Genomic DNA, 17,736 nt, shown 5'->3' with positions numbered 1-17,736 from the left:
AATATGTTTGATAGGCAGCAGCGCAAACTGAAACGTTCAGGAAAAATGATTTCCGTACTCAGCAAATATGGTTTCAAAGACCTTATTTCGCGTATGAAAGATGGTTCCAAAAATTCAGAAAACATTCCTGATGAGGTTTCGTCGAAAGAAAATGTTTACGAAAGAATACGTCTTGTGCTGGAAGAGTTGGGACCAACTTTTGTGAAAATGGGACAGGCTTTTAGCAACCGTGAAGATCTTCTGCCTCCCGAAATGATTGTGGAAATGCAGAAACTTCAGGATCGGGTAGAGGAAATCGAGATGGACGTGGAGCAGATTCTCGAGAACGAATTTAATATTTCCGTTGCTGATCACTTTACTAAAATCGATAGAAAACCTTTGGCAGCTGCTTCTATTGCGCAAGTTTACCGTGCAACGTTGATCGACGGAACCGATGTTATCTTAAAGATAAAAAAGCCAAACGTACAGTCGCTGATTGAAGACGATTTGCTTTTGGTAAAAGATTTGGTCAAACTGGTTTCGACGTATTCCGAAATAGGTTCCAAGCTCAATCTGAAACAGGCGATTGCGACTTTTGAGAAATCTTTGCTGGAAGAAATTTCTTTCATCAACGAGAAAAATAATATTCTGCAGTTTGAGAGGAATTTTAAAGATCATAAAGAAACCTATGTACCGAAGGTTTTCGATGAATTTTCCAACAACAATGTTTTGTGCATGGAGTTTATCGACGGCATTAAAGTAACGGATGTTGAAGAACTGCGGCGCAATAATATAGATCCGGTAAAGATTTCTGAGCTTGGATTAAAACTCTTTGTTTCGCAGATTCTTGATTACGGTTTTTTCCACGCAGATCCGCATGCCGGAAATATGATGGTAACGCGGGACGGAAAAATGGTTTTTATTGATTTTGGCGCTGTCGGAAAAATTCAGCCGAACGATAAAGAAATTCTCGAAAATATGATCGTAGCTTTTGTGGCAAAAAATCCACAGAAGATTGTTAAATATCTAAAAAAAATGGCGGTCAGCTATGAAATTCCGGATGAAAAGCGTTTTGAAAATGATGTTGATGAAGTTTTAAATTTTGTACACAGCAGTTCGCTCAAAGACATTGATCCGAATGTCATCATGAATAAAATGAAAGATGTGGTGAAAGATAATCGACTGTATATGCCGGATTATTTTTATCTTTTATTTAAAGGAATCGGTCTGATAGAGGGCGTTGGAAGAACTATCAATCCGGATTTGGATGTAGTGAAAAGTCTGTATCCGTACAGTAAAAAAATGTTCCGAAAAAAGATGGATCCGAAAAAAATGCTCAAAAAAAGCATGGAAAAAATGGTAAATCTGACTGATAACATTGATGATATTCCGCGCGAATTAAGATCTGTACTTCAGAAGCTGGATGAAAACCAATTCTCAATCACGGCGGAAGTTAAAAATCTAGATAAGACCAATAAATTCTTCCGCGTGATGATGACTGACATTATCATCACGATGATTTTGGCGGCAAATATAATCGCGACAGCAATTGTTTATGTATCTGATAAAGGCTTGAAAATCGGTGAAACATCTGTTTTGGCGATTTTCGGATTTATATTTTCAATATTTTTAACTGTTGTTTTATTGCTTCGTATTTTGCGGAAATAATAATTTTAATCAACAAAATCACACTAAGATTAAATATCTATCTTTGCAAAATGGAAAAGCGCACTTTTGCAGATTTTGATCTTCCCGAAAAAATTCTTGATGTTTTAGCAGATTTAAACTTATTTGAACCGACTCCGATTCAGGAGAAAAGCATCGGCCCGATACTTTCCGGCCGCGATGTGATGGGAATTGCACAGACCGGAACCGGTAAAACGCTTGCTTATCTCTTGCCCGTTTTAAAGACCTGGAAATACAATAAAAATGGAAATCCTACGGTTGTTATTTTGGTTCCAACTCGCGAACTGGTGGTGCAGGTTGCCGAAATTGTAGAAAAACTGACCGAAAATATTTCCGCCAGAGTGATTGGAATTTACGGTGGTAAAAATATCAACACGCAGAAATTACTTTTCAAAGACGGGTGCGATATCCTTGTAGGAACACCGGGAAGAATCATGGATTTGGCGATTGACAATGCAATTTCTTTAAAAGAAGTTCAGAAACTGGTGATCGATGAATTTGATGAAATGCTGAATCTCGGTTTCAGACCGCAGCTTACCCATATTTTTGAAATGATGCGCGAAAAGCGTCAAAATATTCTTTTTTCAGCTACGATGACTGATGCCGTCGACGATATGCTGGATGAATATTTTGCCGGACCAATCGAAATTTCATTGGCTAAATCTGGCACACCCCTCGAAAAAATTCAGCAGACCGCTTACAAAGTAGAAAATTTTAATACAAAAATTAATCTTCTCGAATATCTTTTAAGGAACAACGAAGATTTATCTAAAGTTCTGATTTTCTGTAACAACAAGCGTCATGCAGATTTACTGTTCACGCAAATTGCCGAGCTCTTCCCTGATAAGTTTGATGTGATTCACTCAAATAAATCTCAGAATTACCGTTTGAGAGCAATGAAGAGTTTTGAAAACGAAGAACTCCGTGGGATTATTACAACTGATGTAATGGCGCGTGGACTTGATATTTCCGACATTACGCACGTTGTCAATTTTGAAACGCCAGAAGTTCCTGAGCAGTACATTCACAGAATCGGGCGAACGGGTAGAGCAGACAAAGATGGTAAAGCGATCACTTTTGTCGCCAAAAAAGAAGAAACTTTAGCGCTGGATATCGAACTTCTGATGGACAAAGAACTTCACTACCTTGATTTCCCGTCTGAAGTTAAAATTAATCCGAAGAAAATTTCGTCAGAAGAAGATGAAATCGTGATGAAAAATCCTGCGCAGGTAAAACTGTATGAGGGCGGCGGAGCTTTTCACGAGAAAAAGGATAAGAACAAAAAAGAAAACTGGGGCGGACCTTCGAAAAGAAAAACGCCTAAGAAATTCGGAGCCAACCGCGCACAGCAGAAGGCAATCTCGAAATCTAAACGTAAAAAATAAAAAAGAAAATCCCGAAACGTTAAATCTCGGGATTTTTTATTGACCTCTTTTAAGGTTTTATCTTGTAAAACTGATGTAAGGAATGTCGATTACCAGATCGCCGTTTTGGTCGATATTATCGGTAAGGCTCACCAGGCGCAGTTCGCTGCTGCTTAGGATCACTACTTTATATTTTCTGTCCTTATCCCCTTTCAGCGTGATCACCATTTCTTTTTTGTCAGCATCGTAAGTATATTTACCATCCGTTTTTACGCTGTTGCAGTTGTTTCCAAAACCCGAAACTGCGGTATAAGACGCAAGATAATCGGTTCTGAATTCGTAATTACTTTTTGCAAAACAACCTGTCGGGATGTCTGTAGAAATCACGATATTCTCATTCACACCAGAGATAATTTCAGTTTTAGCTATCTTCCAAGTACCCTGCAGCATGTCGATTTCCAAACCCTGAGTATCCTCATCTTCGCACGAAGTGAGCGCTAATGCTGAAAAGGTAAATAAAAGTAATAATTTTTTCATTTTTTAAACTTATTTAAGAATATGCTAAAATATAAATAAAATCGGAATAACGCCGACCAAAGAGCTGCTTTTTTGTACGATAATCTTTAAAAATGTGTACAGTCTGCAAATTAATCCTCTGATTTTATTAGTCTAAAGTGATCGTATACTCGTTTCCCGATTGTGAAACCGGAAGATTGTTCTCAAACACAACACTGTCTATTTTATAACCTTCACAGTCGGTTGTAATTGGTGAAGCTTTGATTTTAAAATCAAAAAAGTCAATATTTGAATATAATCTGTAGTTTCTTTCTCCGTTAAAATCGCCCACTTTCGTCAGTTCGAGGCGGTTATCGGTAGTTTTTGTTGCAGTAATATTAGTTGTTGTCGTACTGTTAACCTCCATCTGAATAGTGTAAAAAGTCAATGTACCGTTTTCCAGAAGATTATTGCCCGAGGCATCTACCAGTTTAAAGAAGACAGATTCCGGTGCGGAATAGCAATCTTCTTTACATGACACAAATGCGGTAATCATTATTAATAAAACTAAAACTCTTCTAAACATTATCGTTTTTTATGCTGATAAAAGTAAGCTAATTTATTTTAAATCTCTAACTAAAGAAAAAATATCTGTATTTATGTGGTGTTTTTTCAGCATACATTTTGCCTGAGAAGAGAATCCTATTATAATAATTAAGATATTTGTTAGAGAGGAATTCAGTGAAGCAATACAATTTAAAACTAAAAATCATGATGCATCAAAACCGCACAGAGCAGTTCAGACAGATTGTTGAGAACAAATTTCAGATCTATAACGCGCTGTTTATGAGCCTGCCGTATGATAAAATGAGTAATATCGGAATGCTGTTGCCATTCCTCTACGAAGAAAGTAAAAACGGTTACAATGCCGGAAAAACGCCGGAAGAAATCATTGAAGAGTTTTTTAAAAATCATACTGAACTGGAAAATGAAGAGCAGAAAACCGAACTTCTTTTTAAAATCATTCAATACATCGAGCGTCAGGTGGTTCTGTTTGACAGTATTGAGGACGCCGCTTTTCCGTCGATGCATTCTGCAGGCGACAAAGGTACGGTGAGTAATATGTACGATCATGCGGTGCAGGATCGTAAGTTAGAGGAAATTCGTGAAAAGCTGAAAGATTTTGCGGTGAAAATTGTCTTTACGGCGCATCCAACACAGTTTTATCCGAACTCTGTGCAGCGCATTCTGCATGATTTGAGAAAAGCGATTAATACAGATTCGATTACGGAAATCGATATGCTTTTGCAGCAACTGGGGCAAACGCCTTTTGTAAATAAAGAACGGCCGACACCTTTGGACGAAGCGTTGAGCATTATTTATTATCTCCGATATGTTTACTATGATTCGATCGGTGAGCTGTTTACAAAAATAAAAAACATATTTTCTGACCGTCATTTCCATCTGCGTGAAGATATTATTCAGTTAGGATTCTGGCCTGGTGGCGACCGCGACGGAAATCCTTATGTAACGGCAGAAATTACCAGAAAAGTTTCCGAAGAGCTTCGTATTGCGATTTTGAAATCATATTATGAACATTTGAAATCGGTTCGCCGAAGAATCAGTTTCCGTGGAGTGGCAGAAGCTCTAATGACTTTGAGCAACGATCTTTACGCCGCAATTTTCAGGAATAAAAATCTTACTTCAGATGAAATTTTAGGTAATTTATATGAAGCAAAAGAGATGTTGGTGAAAAATAACAATTCGCTTTTCATCAGCTTACTGGATGATTTTATTGACCGTGTGAAAATCTTCGGAACTCACTTTGCGACGCTCGATGTGCGACAAGACAGCAGGATTCATCAGCAGGTAATTGATGAAGTTTTTAAGTTTAAATTTAATGATGAGAATGCATCAAACGGCGATAAATATTCTAAATTAATCTCGCTGAATGAAAAGGTTGATCCAACTCATTTTGAAAATATTATAAAAGGTACGCTTGAGAATGTTATTCAGATCAAAGATATTCAGGCGGCGAACGGTCATCGTGGCATGCACCGTTATATTATTTCAAACTCAGATGCTGTGAAAGATGTGATGAATGTATATGCTTTCTTTAAGATCTGCGGTTACAGCGATGAGGAAATCAACATCGATATCGTTCCGCTTTTTGAAACGATGGAAGGTTTAGCAAGTGCCGGAGAGGTAATGCGCGATCTGTACAGTCATCCCGTATATCAAAAACATTTGGCAAAACGCGGAAATCAGCAGACTATTATGCTCGGTTTCTCCGACGGAACCAAAGACGGCGGTTATCTGAAAGCCAATTGGGAGATCTATAAAGCCAAAGAAACGCTTACGTCTCTATCGGAGGAGCACGATGTAAAAGTAATTTTCTTCGACGGACGCGGCGGTCCGCCTGCGCGCGGTGGCGGTAAAACCCACGATTTTTACGCTTCACAAGGCAATACGATTGCTAATAATCAGATCGAACTGACGATTCAGGGACAAACGATCACCAGTATTTTTGGGAATAAAGAACAGGCGCAGTATAATTTTGAACAGCTGCTCACCGCCGGTATTGAGAATGATGTGTTTAAAGATTCAAAGAAAAATCTCACAGAAAAAGAGCGCGAGCTCATTAAAGAGCTGGCGGAAATTAGCTATAAAAAGTATTCAGATTTGAAGGCGCATCCGATGTTTGTACCGTATCTTCAGGAGATGAGCACGCTCGAATATTACGGAAAAACCAATATCGGCAGCCGTCCTTCAAAACGTGGAGGCGACAGCGAACTTAAGTTTGAAGACCTTCGCGCAATTCCGTTTGTAGGATCGTGGTCGCAGCTGAAGCAGAATGTATCGGGATTTTTTGGTTTTGGTTTTGCCATGAATCAATTGAAAGAGGAAGGGAGATTTAACGAAATAAAAGAACTGTATCAGGGTTCGGATTTTTTCAAAACGCTTGTTTTAAACTCGATGATGAGCATGAACAAATCGTATTTTCCGCTTACGTATTACATCAGAAAGCATCCGAAATTTGGCGAATTCTGGAATATTCTCTTTGCAGAGTACAATCTTTCAAAAGATATTATGCTTGAGTTGACCGGCTTCAAGCTGCTGCAGGAAGAAGATCCGCTGTCTAGAAAATCAGTAAAGATCCGTGAGAAAATCGTTTTGCCGCTGCTCAGCATTCAGCAGTATGCGCTCATTAAAATTCAGAAACAGGAAGGAAATACCGATGCTTACAAAAAGCTTGTGACAAGATCTCTTTTCGGGAATATCAATGCTAGCAGAAATTCAGCTTAGAAAAAAGTTTTGCTTAGATTTTAATAAATTAAGAAATATCAGATCAGAAGTTTAAGATTATCATTAGTTTTTGCTTGAAGTTTTATTCTATTAAAATTAAGCAACTTTTCGTCCATGCTATTTTACTGTTTGATGATTTTATGGAAAGAAACATCTTTTCCGGATGTTACTTTCAGATAATACGTTCCTGGAAGAAAATCTCTTATATCAATCGTTTTATTGCTTTTTATCTCGCGGATCAATCTTCCCGCTGCATCTGAAATCTCTACAACGTCAATGTTTTTAGCCGAAATGACAGTGAAGAAATCTTTAACCGGATTGGGTGCGATTTTGAAATCTTTGCTGAAAATGTTTTCAGACGTACTTAAAAACGAAGTGTATGCGCCCCCGAAATTCAAAATTCCGTAGCCGATCTGCGGATTTGTGCTGGGGAAAAGGGAAGCAGTCTGCCGGAGTTTTGCTTTCAAAGTCTCGCGGCTCAGTGATGGAAAAGCTTGCAGCAGACATGCCACGCCACCTGCGGCAATCGGTGTTGCAATTGATGTTCCCGAAACATTTACCGTTGTATTATTATCAACAGTAATAGCCATAGTGCCTCGCGCTGCCGCATCGGATTTAGTGACACCTGCCGAATTAGGCCCGTACGACGAAAAAGGCGAAACCAGCCCTGAACTGTCAACCGAACCAATACTAAAGATTTGTTCATTGTCTGCCGGCGTCGTAATGTAATGCCACGTCTGCTCACCGGAATTTCCGGCGGCGACCAAAACGAAGATGCCACGTGCTGCTGCAAGCTGACTTCCGCGCGCGATAAATGAATTCGTGCCGTTCATCTGTGCGTAGGTGTAACTGTATTTCGCTTCGTCGAAAATATTGTAGCCTAAAGATGATGTGATGATATCAACACCCTGACGGTCGGCTTCCTCGGCAGCTTCTATCCAATATATTTCTTCTTCGGGCACCTCAACAGCAGCATTTTCACTTCGGTACAGATAAAAATCAGCATCCGGAGCCGATCCTGCAAAAGTATTCTGAATAAATCCGCCGATGGCGCCCAGTACCACCGTGCCGTGGCTGTTGAGCGAAGGGTCGTAGATGTTTGGCGTTTTTGTGACAAAATCGTATCCGGCTTTGATTTGGTTTTGATTCCGGATGCGCGAAAAAACGGAGCCGCTGTCGACCGTCGGAAATCCGGTGTCTATCACCGCGATCGAAACTCCGGTTCCTGTAAATCCTGCGAGATGAAGCGGCCGAAGGTTGATCTGATCGATTTGGTCGGAAGCATTTCCGTAATTGAAAGTTGTCTGTATGTTTTGATTTTTATTGAAACTTTCCCATTTATTGTATTGGCCAGATTTTAAAACAAGCGAAGAGATTTTTGCAAAACTCTCTACCGACTGTACATAAGGTTGCGTTTTAATGATATTTAGCTGGGCCTGATTTACTCTCAAAGCAACACCGTTTAACCATTTTGAGCGGTCTGTTGTGCTGAAACCCAAATTCTGTAAAGCCTGAAGATAAGACATTTCGATCGGCACATCCTGATCATTCAGCGCGATGCCTAAAGTACTTCTTCTGTTGAGTGATTTCTGTGTTAGTTCGGTCAGCGGATTGGCATAAAATGCAGATTTATTGGGCTTTCCGGTAAAATAAACAAAGACAAGTTCAGTCTGCGCATATATCGCTGCAGGAATCGTGAAGATCAAAAGAAGAAAAATCTTTTTCATACCGTATTTTTAGCTAAAGATAGAACAAAAAAGCACGATTTTATTCCCGCAACATTTTTAATTTTCCTATTTTTACGGAATAAATTACCGATTGCTGAACCCTGACAATCTTACGAAAACTAAAATTTTGTGTGGGATTCATGAAAGGTTAAAGCATTATATAAAAGATATTTAGATATGAAAAAGATACAGATGGTCGACTTGCAAAGCCAGTATTACAAGATAAAAAATGATGTAGACAATGCAGTTTTGAATGTGATGGATTCTGCAGCTTTTATCAACGGGCCGGAAGTGAAATCTTTTCAGTCTGAGCTGGAAGCTTACCTTGATGTAAAACACGTCATCCCTTGCGGAAACGGAACCGATGCTTTGCAGATAGCTCTGATGGCGCTCGATCTGCAGGAAGGCGATGAGATCATCACTACAGATTTTACTTTTGCTGCCACGGTAGAGGTCATTCATCTGCTTAAACTGAAATCGGTACTGGTCGATGCTGATTATGATACCTTTACCATTTCGGTAGATGCGATAAAAAAGGCGATTACTTCACGTACGAAAGCAATTATTCCGGTGCATCTTTTTGGTCAGACCAGCGATATGGAAGCGATTTTGAAAATCGCAGAAGAACATAATCTATATGTGATCGAAGATAATGCACAGGCCATTGGAGCCGAGTATACCTTTGAGAGTGGTGAAGTAAAAAAATCCGGAACGATGAGTACGGTGGGCACAACCTCTTTTTTTCCGTCTAAGAATCTGGGTTGCTATGGCGATGGTGGAGCCGTTTTTACCAATAATGATGATCTTGCCTATAAGATTCGCGGGATTGTGAATCACGGGATGTACGAAAGATATTATCATGATGAAGTGGGTGTAAACTCCCGTCTGGACAGTGTACAGGCGGCAATTTTACGAAAGAAACTCCCGCATCTTGATACGTACAATGAAGCACGAAGAAAAGCTGCTGATTATTACGATGAAGCTTTTGCCGGAAACGCAAATATTCTTACACCAAAGCGCGCAGAGAATTCTTCGCACGTTTTTCATCAGTATACTTTGAGAATCTTAAACGGAAAACGTAACGAATTACAGAAATTTTTGACGGAAAAAGATATTCCGGCGATGATTTATTATCCGGTGGCTTTGAGGAAGCAGAAAGCCTATTTTCAGGAAAGCAACGATGCAGATTTTGTAAATACAGACAAGCTTTTGGATCAGGTAATTTCTCTACCGATGCATACGGAGCTTGATGAGGAGCAGCTGAAGTTTATTACGGATGCTGTGCTGGAGTTTATGAGATAAAATGAAGAAAAGAGTTTTTAAGCACAGAAGTATACATATATTTGTAATTTTAATAGGCATATTTATGCTTGTTGCATTTGGGGCTGCATTATATGAAAATATAGCAGATTTTAATAATCACCCTGATTCTGTTACTGAATCAATAGTTTTGTTTTTTCTTGGATCAATATTTTTAGTTAATCTCATAAGTTTGATATTAGTAATAATCAAATCTTCAAAAAGTATTTTTTTACTAAATGTTTTTTACATATATTTCCTTCTTGTTCTTATATTCGGATTTGCAGGAAATTATATTAACGATGAAAATTATATAGATTCATCTTATATGATCGTGAATATACTATTCATTATTGTGCTAGCTTCTTTAATTTTTCTTATTAATAAATTTAAATTTGAAAAATTACGATATGAAAACATTGAAGCAATAGGAACACAAAATGATTAAAAATAATAATTAAAACAATGGCAATACTCGTCACAGGCGGACTCGGATATATTGGCTCACATACCGTTGTGGAGCTTATCAATAATAATTTTGAAGTGATTATCGTTGATGATTTATCAAATTCAGAAAAATTTATTTTACACAACATCGAAGAAATTACGGGCAAGAGACCTGTATTTTATCCTTTTGATCTAAAAAGAAAAGAACTTCTTAATCAGGTTTTTGATGCCCATCATATTGAAGGTTGTATCAATTTTGCAGCGTTTAAAGCGGTTGGTGAAAGCCAGGAAAAACCGGTTGATTATTATGAAAATAATTTGTTTTCGTTAATCAATATTCTTCAAGAGTTTAAAACAAGAAATATCTCTAATTTTATTTTCAGTTCATCATGTACCGTTTATGGTCAGGCAGATGAAATGCCAATCGACGAAAACACGCAGCTTAAGATGCCTGAAAGCGTATACGGAAAGACGAAGCAGATGGGAGAGGAGATCCTGAAAGATTTTGCTAATGCATATCAGAGGAAAATTTGCCTATTAAGATATTTTAATCCGATTGGTGCTCATCCTTCGGCACTTTTGGGGGAACTGCCGATTGGAATTCCGAATAATTTGGTTCCCTATGTGATGCAGACTGCGGCGGGGATTCGTGAAAAGCTGAGTATTTGGGGCGATAATTATCCTACTGAAGATGGCACAGCAGTGAGAGATTACATTTATGTGGTTGATTTGGCGAAAGCACATGTCGCTGCACTGAAAAATCTTTTAGCTAAAAGCTCCGGCGAGACGGTTATTGATACATATAATCTTGGCACTGGTAAAGGTTCATCGGTTTTGGAAGTAGTAAAAGCGTTTGAACAGGCGAATAATATTCCGGTTCCGTATCAGATCTGTGACCGCAGAGAAGGCGATATTACCATTGCTTACGCCAATGCTGATAAAGCAGCGGAAGAACTTAACTGGAAATCTGAGACCACGCTCGAAGAGGCTTTGAAAACCGTTTGGGAATGGCAGAAATATTTAGAATCAAGAACGAATTAATTAATACCATATTAAACAATTATATTTTATGAAGACAGAAAGAATAGGAATTACATTTTCCTCGTTTGATCTGCTGCACGCGGGTCATATAAAGATGCTGGAAGAAGCAAAAACAGTGTGCGATTATCTGATCGTAGGATTGCAGATCGATCCTTCACACGACCGACCGACGAAAAACAAGCCGACGCAAACCATCGTAGAGCGTTATGTACAGCTGAAAGCGGTAAATGCTGTTGATGAGATTATACCGTATTATACTGAGGAAGATCTTGAGGATATTTTGAGATCTTTTGTGATTGATGTGCGCATTATCGGAGATGATTATGCTGATAAAGATTTTACAGGAAAAAAATACTGCGAAGAAAAAGGCATTGAGATTTTTTATAATAAAAGAGATCATCGGTTTTCCTCCAGCGATTTGAGAAAAAGAATTTACGAAGCTGAAATTGCAAAACTTGAAAAATAACAAAAAACCCCGAAATTAATTTTCGGGGTTTTTATTTATAATGTTCGGGAGATTACATTGGTCCTTGCTGATCGTCGCCTGCAGCATTGGCATTCACATCTTTTTTACGTTTCGGGGTATCCACTTTATCACCCTGTTTGAAACGGTATGTTAGTGAAATCGCAAACTGTCTCGGTTGCCACTGCATATAAGATTCTCTTGTAAAATCTGGCGTATTAGTCACACTTCGCATTGCCCGGGTATTGAAAATATCCTGAATATTGAATGAAATCGTTCCGTTACCATCCCAGATTGTTTTTGAAGCACCAAAATTAAGTGCATACATATCTTTTCTGTCCTGGCTTTGTGATTTCTGCGCACCTCTGTAGAATCCTTGCAGCTGAAAACTGAATGTTTTATCAATTTTAAATGTGGAAGTCAGTCTGGCGATAGAAGAGAATCCTTTACCTTCGAAAGACTGCGCTCGCTGCATCACGGCAGGATCGTAATAAGTTCCGGTTGTTCTGTAACCGAAAAGGTTTACATTTCCTAAGAATTTCAGCCATTTCGTAGCATCCCAGTTAAAGTTTAAATCCATACCGAAACGGTCGTCAGTACCAAGGTTGATCGGTTTTGTGTAAAACGCATCCTCCTGAGAATACACCAGAAGTTTCACATCATCATTCGTGTGACGGTAATAAAGTGTTGGGTTAATCGTGTATTTCGGTTTCGAAATATTGTATCCAAACTCAAATGAATCTACATAGGAAGGATTAAGATCAATATTTCCTGCGAAGATGTTCTGGTTATCAGAATAACTCGGGTTCGGAATCAAAAAGTAAGATCTCGGACGGTCAATTCTTCTTGAATAATTCAGCAAAAACTGATTATCTTTTGCCACTTCATAGCTCAGAAATACCGTCGGAAAGATGTTGTTGTAATCTTTCGTATTATCAATTTTCGACGTCGCAGAATTTCTGTTAGCGTACTTTATGGAAACATTTGAATATTCATTTCTTAAACCAACCTGATATGCCAGTTTTCCGATTTTACTTTTGTACTGCACATATCCGGCATTAAAAATCTCGCGATAATTTGCATGATAAGTAAAGTCGCGTAAGAAATAAAACTGTGTATCTAGCGTGTTTTTCTGCAGAACATCATTATCATAAATGTTGTTGTTGATGTCGATTCTGTAACCGGCCTCGAGTCTCGAATTTTCACCAATCGGCAATTCGTAATCTGCTTTACCGATCAAAGTTTTATTCTTAGTATCCTGGTCGATTATGTTATTTAATACTAAAAGATTGTTGGTTCTTTCTTCAACATTGGTTTCGTTAAAAGATTTGTTACTCTGTAAACTTAATGATAGCGCAATATTCTGTCCCTTGTCATCAAATTTATGATCCAAACCTAAATCTCCCTGAAAAGCCAGATTGTTTCCTGTTCCGTTATTAAAACGTTGAGTTAACGTGCGGCTTCCGTCAAAATATCTTTCGTCGTAATTAATCGTGCCTTCATTTTCACTTTCAAAAGAACGTACTGTTCCGGAAATATTTACCGAAGTTTTATCTGAAACGTCATACACCAAACCGGTCGATGCATTGTAATTGCTGTTGTTGCTGTTGCTGATTGATTCCTGATCAACTTTTTGACGGTTTCCTGTGTTCGCAGAAAAATATGTTGCGTTATTTCTGTTTGTATTTTTAGATTCACGGTAACCGCCGCCGCCATTTAAAAACCAGGTAAGATTTCCTTTTCTCCAGCTTAAATTTGTGTTGAGATTGGTTTGAGGCAAATATCCTAAAGTTCCGATCACACTTCCGTTAAAACCTGTTTTCTTGGATTTCTTTAAAATAATATTTAAAATACCCGCAGTTCCGCTCGCTTCAAATTTTGAAGATGGATTGGTAATCACCTCAATTCTTTCAATCTGATCAGCAGGAATACTCTGTAAAGCATTCGCACCGTCATCGATTCCCAAAAGAGCTGAAGGTTTCCCGTTAATTAAAAAACGTACGTTTGAGCTTCCCCGCATAGAAACTGTACCGTCTGTATCCACAGAAACGGAAGGAACATTCGCTAAAACATCCTGCAGACTTCCTCCTTTACTCACAATATCCTGCGAAGGATCGTAGGTTCTTTTATCAAGCTCAACTTTGTACGGCTTCGTACTTGCCGTAATCACAACACCCTGAATATCCTGAGTTTTAATATTGGTCTGAGTACTTTCTGGTTCAATAGAAAGTGCTCCGATACTTCCAGGAGCCGAAATCTGCTTGTTGACGACACTTTTTTTGAAGTCAATGGCTTCAATGGTGATATCATAATTTCCAGGAGTAAGGTCTAGCGTGTATTTTCCGTTTTCATCGGTAAGTGCTGCATCGCTCAGAAGTTTGCTCTGCTTGTTACTGAATGATACCGAAGCGTAAGGAACCGGCTGATTACTTTTATCCACCACAGTTCCGCTTACCGGAAGTTTTTCCTGAGCAAAGGCAAATGCTGCCGCTGATAAAACAAAGGTTAATCCCAATGCTTTTTTCGTGAAAATACTGATTATTTCTGTCTGATTCATAAATTTATTCTTTTGGCAAAATCACAAAAAATCTGGTCTTATTCAGTAATGTTGAATCTCCAGAATTTTTGGTAATTCCCCTTATAGTTTTTATCTCAAATGCATAAGTCGACGCAAAAGGTAAAATGTTAATTACGAGTTTGTTAAAATATAGTTAAAAAACAGTTTATTTAATATTTCTCGAATTCAACCAATCTTGATATTCTTTTGCATTTATGGCATGTTCTTCTGCATTATCTGTAAATTTGTGGTAGCCTGGCCTTTTAGGATCTGCGCACATGAAGATATAGTTGATTTTTTCTGCATTCAAAACAGCATCTACAGATTTTTTATCCACGATACAGATCGGTCCCGGCGGTATACCTTTATTTGCATAGGTATTGTAGGGAGACGGTGTCGAGAGATATTTATAAAAAACCCTTTTGATATTTGATGTGAAATTAGTCTGCTTATTCATCGCATAGATCACAGTGGGATCGCTCTGCAGTTTCATGTTTTTACGATAACGGTTCAGATATAAACCTGCAATGGTTTTCATCTCATCCGGTTTTCCGCCGCTTTCTTTATAAACAATAGAAGCTAAGGCATAAATTTGAGAACGGCTTAAACCGCTTTGCTGTTCTTTTTGTTTCCTTTCAGCATTCCAGAAATCATCGTATTGTGTTTCGAATTTTTTAAAAAATTCCTGTGGCGTGACCGTCCAGAAAAAGTTATATGTATCGATAAAAAAATATCTTTTTAAATCTTCTGCATCGGAAAAACCTTTTTCACGCGCAATTTCATTTAATTCTTTTACAAAAGTCATCGAATCGGTTTCGGTTTTCTTCGTCACCTTTCCGACCATCTGATAAACGTCGCCAAAGTCACCAATTCTAAATGTATTTTCAGCCTGATTTCCCGCTTTGATCATATTCACCAAACTCGAATTTCCGGCACCTTTTTTAAAATGGTAACGTCCTGGCTTGAAATTTTTAGCTAAATCTTTACTTGCCGCAACACTCTCAAAACTCTCTTTATCTTTTATATATGCCGAGACAGAATCTAAAATCTGTTTGTATTCTGCATTTCTGGGAATAAGCACATAGCCGTCTTTCTGTACATTATTGCCATAATATTTAGCGTAAAATGTATATCCAAAAAACGCAGCGATGACAAGAACAACGATGACAACTGCGAGTACAGTTTTTTTCATAGATTTTAAATTAAAAATTCGTCAGATTTACACTTCCCTGAAAAACCTGTTTTGCCGGACCTTCCAGCCAGACATTTTTAAAGCCATCATCAGACTTTTCAGCGTAAACTTTAAGATCGCCTCCCAAAGTCTTCACGCGAACTGATGTTTGATTGCCATTTTGCATCAAGGTTAAGGCAGATGCTGTCACTCCAGTACCGCAGCTGTATGTTTCATCTTCAACGCCACGCTCGTACGTGCGGACAAAAATCTCGTCATCTGACATAATTTCGACAAAGTTGACATTGATGCCTTCTTCAGCAAATCGGTTAGAATTTCTAATCGTTTTTCCTTCTGCAAACACCGGAAACTCGGCGATGTCTTGTACATATTTTACATAATGTGGCGAGCCTGTATCTAAAATATGATCTTCGTATTCATTTGAAATCTGATTTACATTGATCATTTTCAGTTTCACAATTCCATTATTTATTTCAGCTTCATGCGACCCGTCAACGGCTGAAAATGTACATTTCTGATCAAAAATTTTCAGGAAAGAAGCAAACGCAACCAAGCAGCGCCCACCGTTTCCGCACATGGTGCTTTCTCCGCCATCGGCATTATAATACACCATTTTGAAATTTTCATCTTCGTCATTTTCAAGCAAAATCAATCCGTCGCCTCCAATTCCGAAACGTCGGTCGCAGAGTCTTGCGACTAACCTTCTGTCTTTGGGAAACTGAAGATCGCGGTTGTCGATCATCACAAAATCGTTTCCTGTGCCCTGATATTTATAGAATTCCATAGCCTAAAATTTTTCTTTTTAGAAGCTGCAAAAATACTGTATTTAAAGTAAAAAAGGACAGCCAAAGCTGTCCGAAAATGTTAGTTATAAAATTTATTATCTGAATCCACCTTGCGAACGGTTTGGTGTGTTTTGAGGTGCAGTACGTGGCACAGCCGGAGCCGTATTTCTATTTTCATTATTGTTTCTGAAACCGCCGCTTTCACCTGATCGTCGAACTGGCGCTGCGGGTTGGTTTGTTCTTACACGAACTGTTCCGCCATCACGAAATCCTGTACTGTTTCGGGTTCTTGTCGGTTGTGGAGTATTTACCGTAGTTCCGGGTGAATTTCGGAAACCATTATTGGCACGAACCGGACTTTGATTATTTTGCTGCTGCAGATACACTCGGTTTCTGTTATTTCCTAAGTAATACGGAACGCCATTGTCATAGTAATACCGCATATCGTTTCGGTAATAATATCCGTCGTCACCGTAATATCCGCCGTTCCCGTAATAATTTTGAGGAGCGTAATACACCCCGTTATCAAAATATGGATCTCCATACGTGCTCGCGTAGTTTGGATTTCCGATGGCACAAGAATTTAAACTTGCTGCCAGTAAAATCACACCTGTTAATTTAATTATATTTTTCATGAGGTTCTTTGGTATTTGTTTGTAAACTGTTTCGCCACGTCATATAACCTATGACGGCCAATGTGGTAAATACCAAATATTGCACCGAAGTGATTCCCAAACCTTTATAAATATACATAGGGATGGAAATAAAATCCCCGATAATCCAGAAAAGCCAGTTTTCGATGCGGCGTTTTGCCATCAGCCACATTCCGACCAGAAATATGGCAGTTGTAATGACATCCAGCCAGTTGGCAAAATCCAGATGGGAAAAACCTGCCTTCATATCTTTTCCTGAAAAATAATTGTCGATCGCCGGTTTATAATAATAAATAATTAAAATGAAAATGGCACTGACAATAAAAAGAAGTAGGGCAGTAACCCATTCTTTTTTTGTAGTCCATGAAACTTCGACATGCACATTATCTTTTGAGTTTTTTCTCCACAAAACCCAGCCGTAAACGCTCATCACCGTATAGTATATATTGATTAGAAAATCACCGTAAAGTCCGGCCACGAAAAGGAGATATATATAAATCATCGTGGAAGCGATTCCTGAGGGATAAACCCAGATATTTTTTTTGATAGAAAAGTAAACGCTTAAAATACCTAGAATAGTTCCCGCAGCCTCCAGAATAATCTGTTCGGCAGAAACTGCTTCGTAAGGCTTTATAAATAAATTGTACCAATTCATGGGCGCAAAAATAAGAATTGAAAAGGGGAAGATTTATGATTTTTGAAAACTTAATATTGAATTTAAATCGACTAAGCTTAAATTTTA

General features: G+C 38.4%; 15 protein-coding genes. 7 read left to right on the top strand and 8 right to left on the bottom strand.

Annotated features, from left to right (window positions below; genetic code table 11):
- The first annotated feature begins 3 nt into the window (after positions 1-3).
- Together ASG01_RS03085 and ASG01_RS03080 are read left to right on the top strand one after the other, a co-directional pair.
- Positions 4-1,647, top strand: a complete 1,644-nt coding sequence (locus ASG01_RS03085) for an ABC1 kinase family protein (protein ID WP_055859725.1) — start codon at positions 4-6, stop codon at positions 1,645-1,647.
- 50 nt (positions 1,648-1,697) lie between these two features.
- A complete protein-coding gene (locus ASG01_RS03080) occupies positions 1,698-3,050 on the top strand; it encodes a DEAD/DEAH box helicase (protein ID WP_055859722.1) in 1,353 nt (450 codons plus the stop codon).
- A 57-nt stretch (positions 3,051-3,107) separates the two neighbouring features.
- On the opposite strand, the gene ASG01_RS03075 is transcribed toward ASG01_RS03080, so the two are convergent.
- Complete coding sequence (locus ASG01_RS03075; RefSeq protein WP_055859719.1) at positions 3,108-3,566, bottom strand: lipocalin family protein; 459 nt, start codon at positions 3,564-3,566, stop codon at positions 3,108-3,110.
- Between the two features lie 127 nt (positions 3,567-3,693).
- On the bottom strand, positions 3,694-4,080 hold the full coding sequence (locus ASG01_RS03070; RefSeq protein WP_055859716.1) for a hypothetical protein: 387 nt from the start codon (positions 4,078-4,080) through the stop codon (positions 3,694-3,696).
- Positions 4,081-4,295: 215 nt separating this feature from the next.
- Between ASG01_RS03070 and ASG01_RS03065 the strand changes: the two genes are divergently transcribed.
- The gene (locus ASG01_RS03065; protein ID WP_055862120.1) at positions 4,296-6,830 is read left to right on the top strand and encodes a phosphoenolpyruvate carboxylase; all 2,535 of its coding nucleotides are present in this window, start codon (positions 4,296-4,298) and stop codon (positions 6,828-6,830) included.
- Between the two features lie 122 nt (positions 6,831-6,952).
- On the opposite strand, the gene ASG01_RS03060 is transcribed toward ASG01_RS03065, so the two are convergent.
- A complete protein-coding gene (locus ASG01_RS03060) occupies positions 6,953-8,557 on the bottom strand; it encodes a S8 family peptidase (RefSeq protein WP_055859712.1) in 1,605 nt (534 codons plus the stop codon).
- A gap of 177 nt (positions 8,558-8,734) precedes the next feature.
- Between ASG01_RS03060 and ASG01_RS03055 the strand changes: the two genes are divergently transcribed.
- The 4 genes from ASG01_RS03055 to ASG01_RS03040 are packed head-to-tail and all read left to right on the top strand — an operon-like array spanning position 8,735 to position 11,810.
- Positions 8,735-9,859 (top strand): DegT/DnrJ/EryC1/StrS family aminotransferase, encoded by a 1,125-nt coding sequence (locus tag ASG01_RS03055; RefSeq protein WP_055859710.1) that lies wholly within the window; start codon positions 8,735-8,737, stop codon positions 9,857-9,859.
- 1 nt (position 9,860) lies between these two features.
- Complete coding sequence (locus ASG01_RS03050) at positions 9,861-10,304, top strand: hypothetical protein (protein ID WP_131725313.1); 444 nt, start codon at positions 9,861-9,863, stop codon at positions 10,302-10,304.
- A gap of 17 nt (positions 10,305-10,321) precedes the next feature.
- Positions 10,322-11,344: a UDP-glucose 4-epimerase GalE gene (gene galE, locus ASG01_RS03045; protein ID WP_055859705.1), complete on the top strand. Its 1,023-nt coding sequence runs from the start codon at positions 10,322-10,324 to the stop codon at positions 11,342-11,344.
- A gap of 28 nt (positions 11,345-11,372) precedes the next feature.
- Positions 11,373-11,810: an adenylyltransferase/cytidyltransferase family protein gene (locus ASG01_RS03040; protein WP_055859702.1), complete on the top strand. Its 438-nt coding sequence runs from the start codon at positions 11,373-11,375 to the stop codon at positions 11,808-11,810.
- Between the two features lie 52 nt (positions 11,811-11,862).
- On the opposite strand, the gene ASG01_RS03035 is transcribed toward ASG01_RS03040, so the two are convergent.
- From ASG01_RS03035 to pnuC, 5 genes are all read right to left on the bottom strand, one after another.
- The gene (locus ASG01_RS03035) at positions 11,863-14,364 is read right to left on the bottom strand and encodes a TonB-dependent receptor domain-containing protein (RefSeq protein WP_055859699.1); all 2,502 of its coding nucleotides are present in this window, start codon (positions 14,362-14,364) and stop codon (positions 11,863-11,865) included.
- Between the two features lie 166 nt (positions 14,365-14,530).
- Complete coding sequence (gene mltG, locus ASG01_RS03030; RefSeq protein ID WP_055859696.1) at positions 14,531-15,556, bottom strand: endolytic transglycosylase MltG; 1,026 nt, start codon at positions 15,554-15,556, stop codon at positions 14,531-14,533.
- A 10-nt stretch (positions 15,557-15,566) separates the two neighbouring features.
- Positions 15,567-16,340 (bottom strand): diaminopimelate epimerase, encoded by a 774-nt coding sequence (gene dapF, locus ASG01_RS03025; protein ID WP_055859693.1) that lies wholly within the window; start codon positions 16,338-16,340, stop codon positions 15,567-15,569.
- Positions 16,341-16,436: 96 nt separating this feature from the next.
- Positions 16,437-16,976 carry a hypothetical protein gene (locus ASG01_RS03020; protein ID WP_055859690.1) on the bottom strand — a complete coding sequence of 180 codons (540 nt, stop codon included), beginning with the start codon at positions 16,974-16,976 and terminating at the stop codon, positions 16,437-16,439.
- Positions 16,960-17,649: a nicotinamide riboside transporter PnuC gene (gene pnuC, locus ASG01_RS03015; RefSeq protein WP_055859687.1), complete on the bottom strand. Its 690-nt coding sequence runs from the start codon at positions 17,647-17,649 to the stop codon at positions 16,960-16,962. Before pnuC ends, ASG01_RS03020 begins: the two co-directional genes overlap by 17 nt.
- Positions 17,650-17,736: the final 87 nt, after the last annotated feature.

The sequence above is a fragment of the Chryseobacterium sp. Leaf180 genome, assembly GCF_001424585.1.
Lineage (GTDB): Bacteria > Bacteroidota > Bacteroidia > Flavobacteriales > Weeksellaceae > Chryseobacterium.
This window is presented reverse-complemented; position numbering and strand designations above follow the sequence as displayed.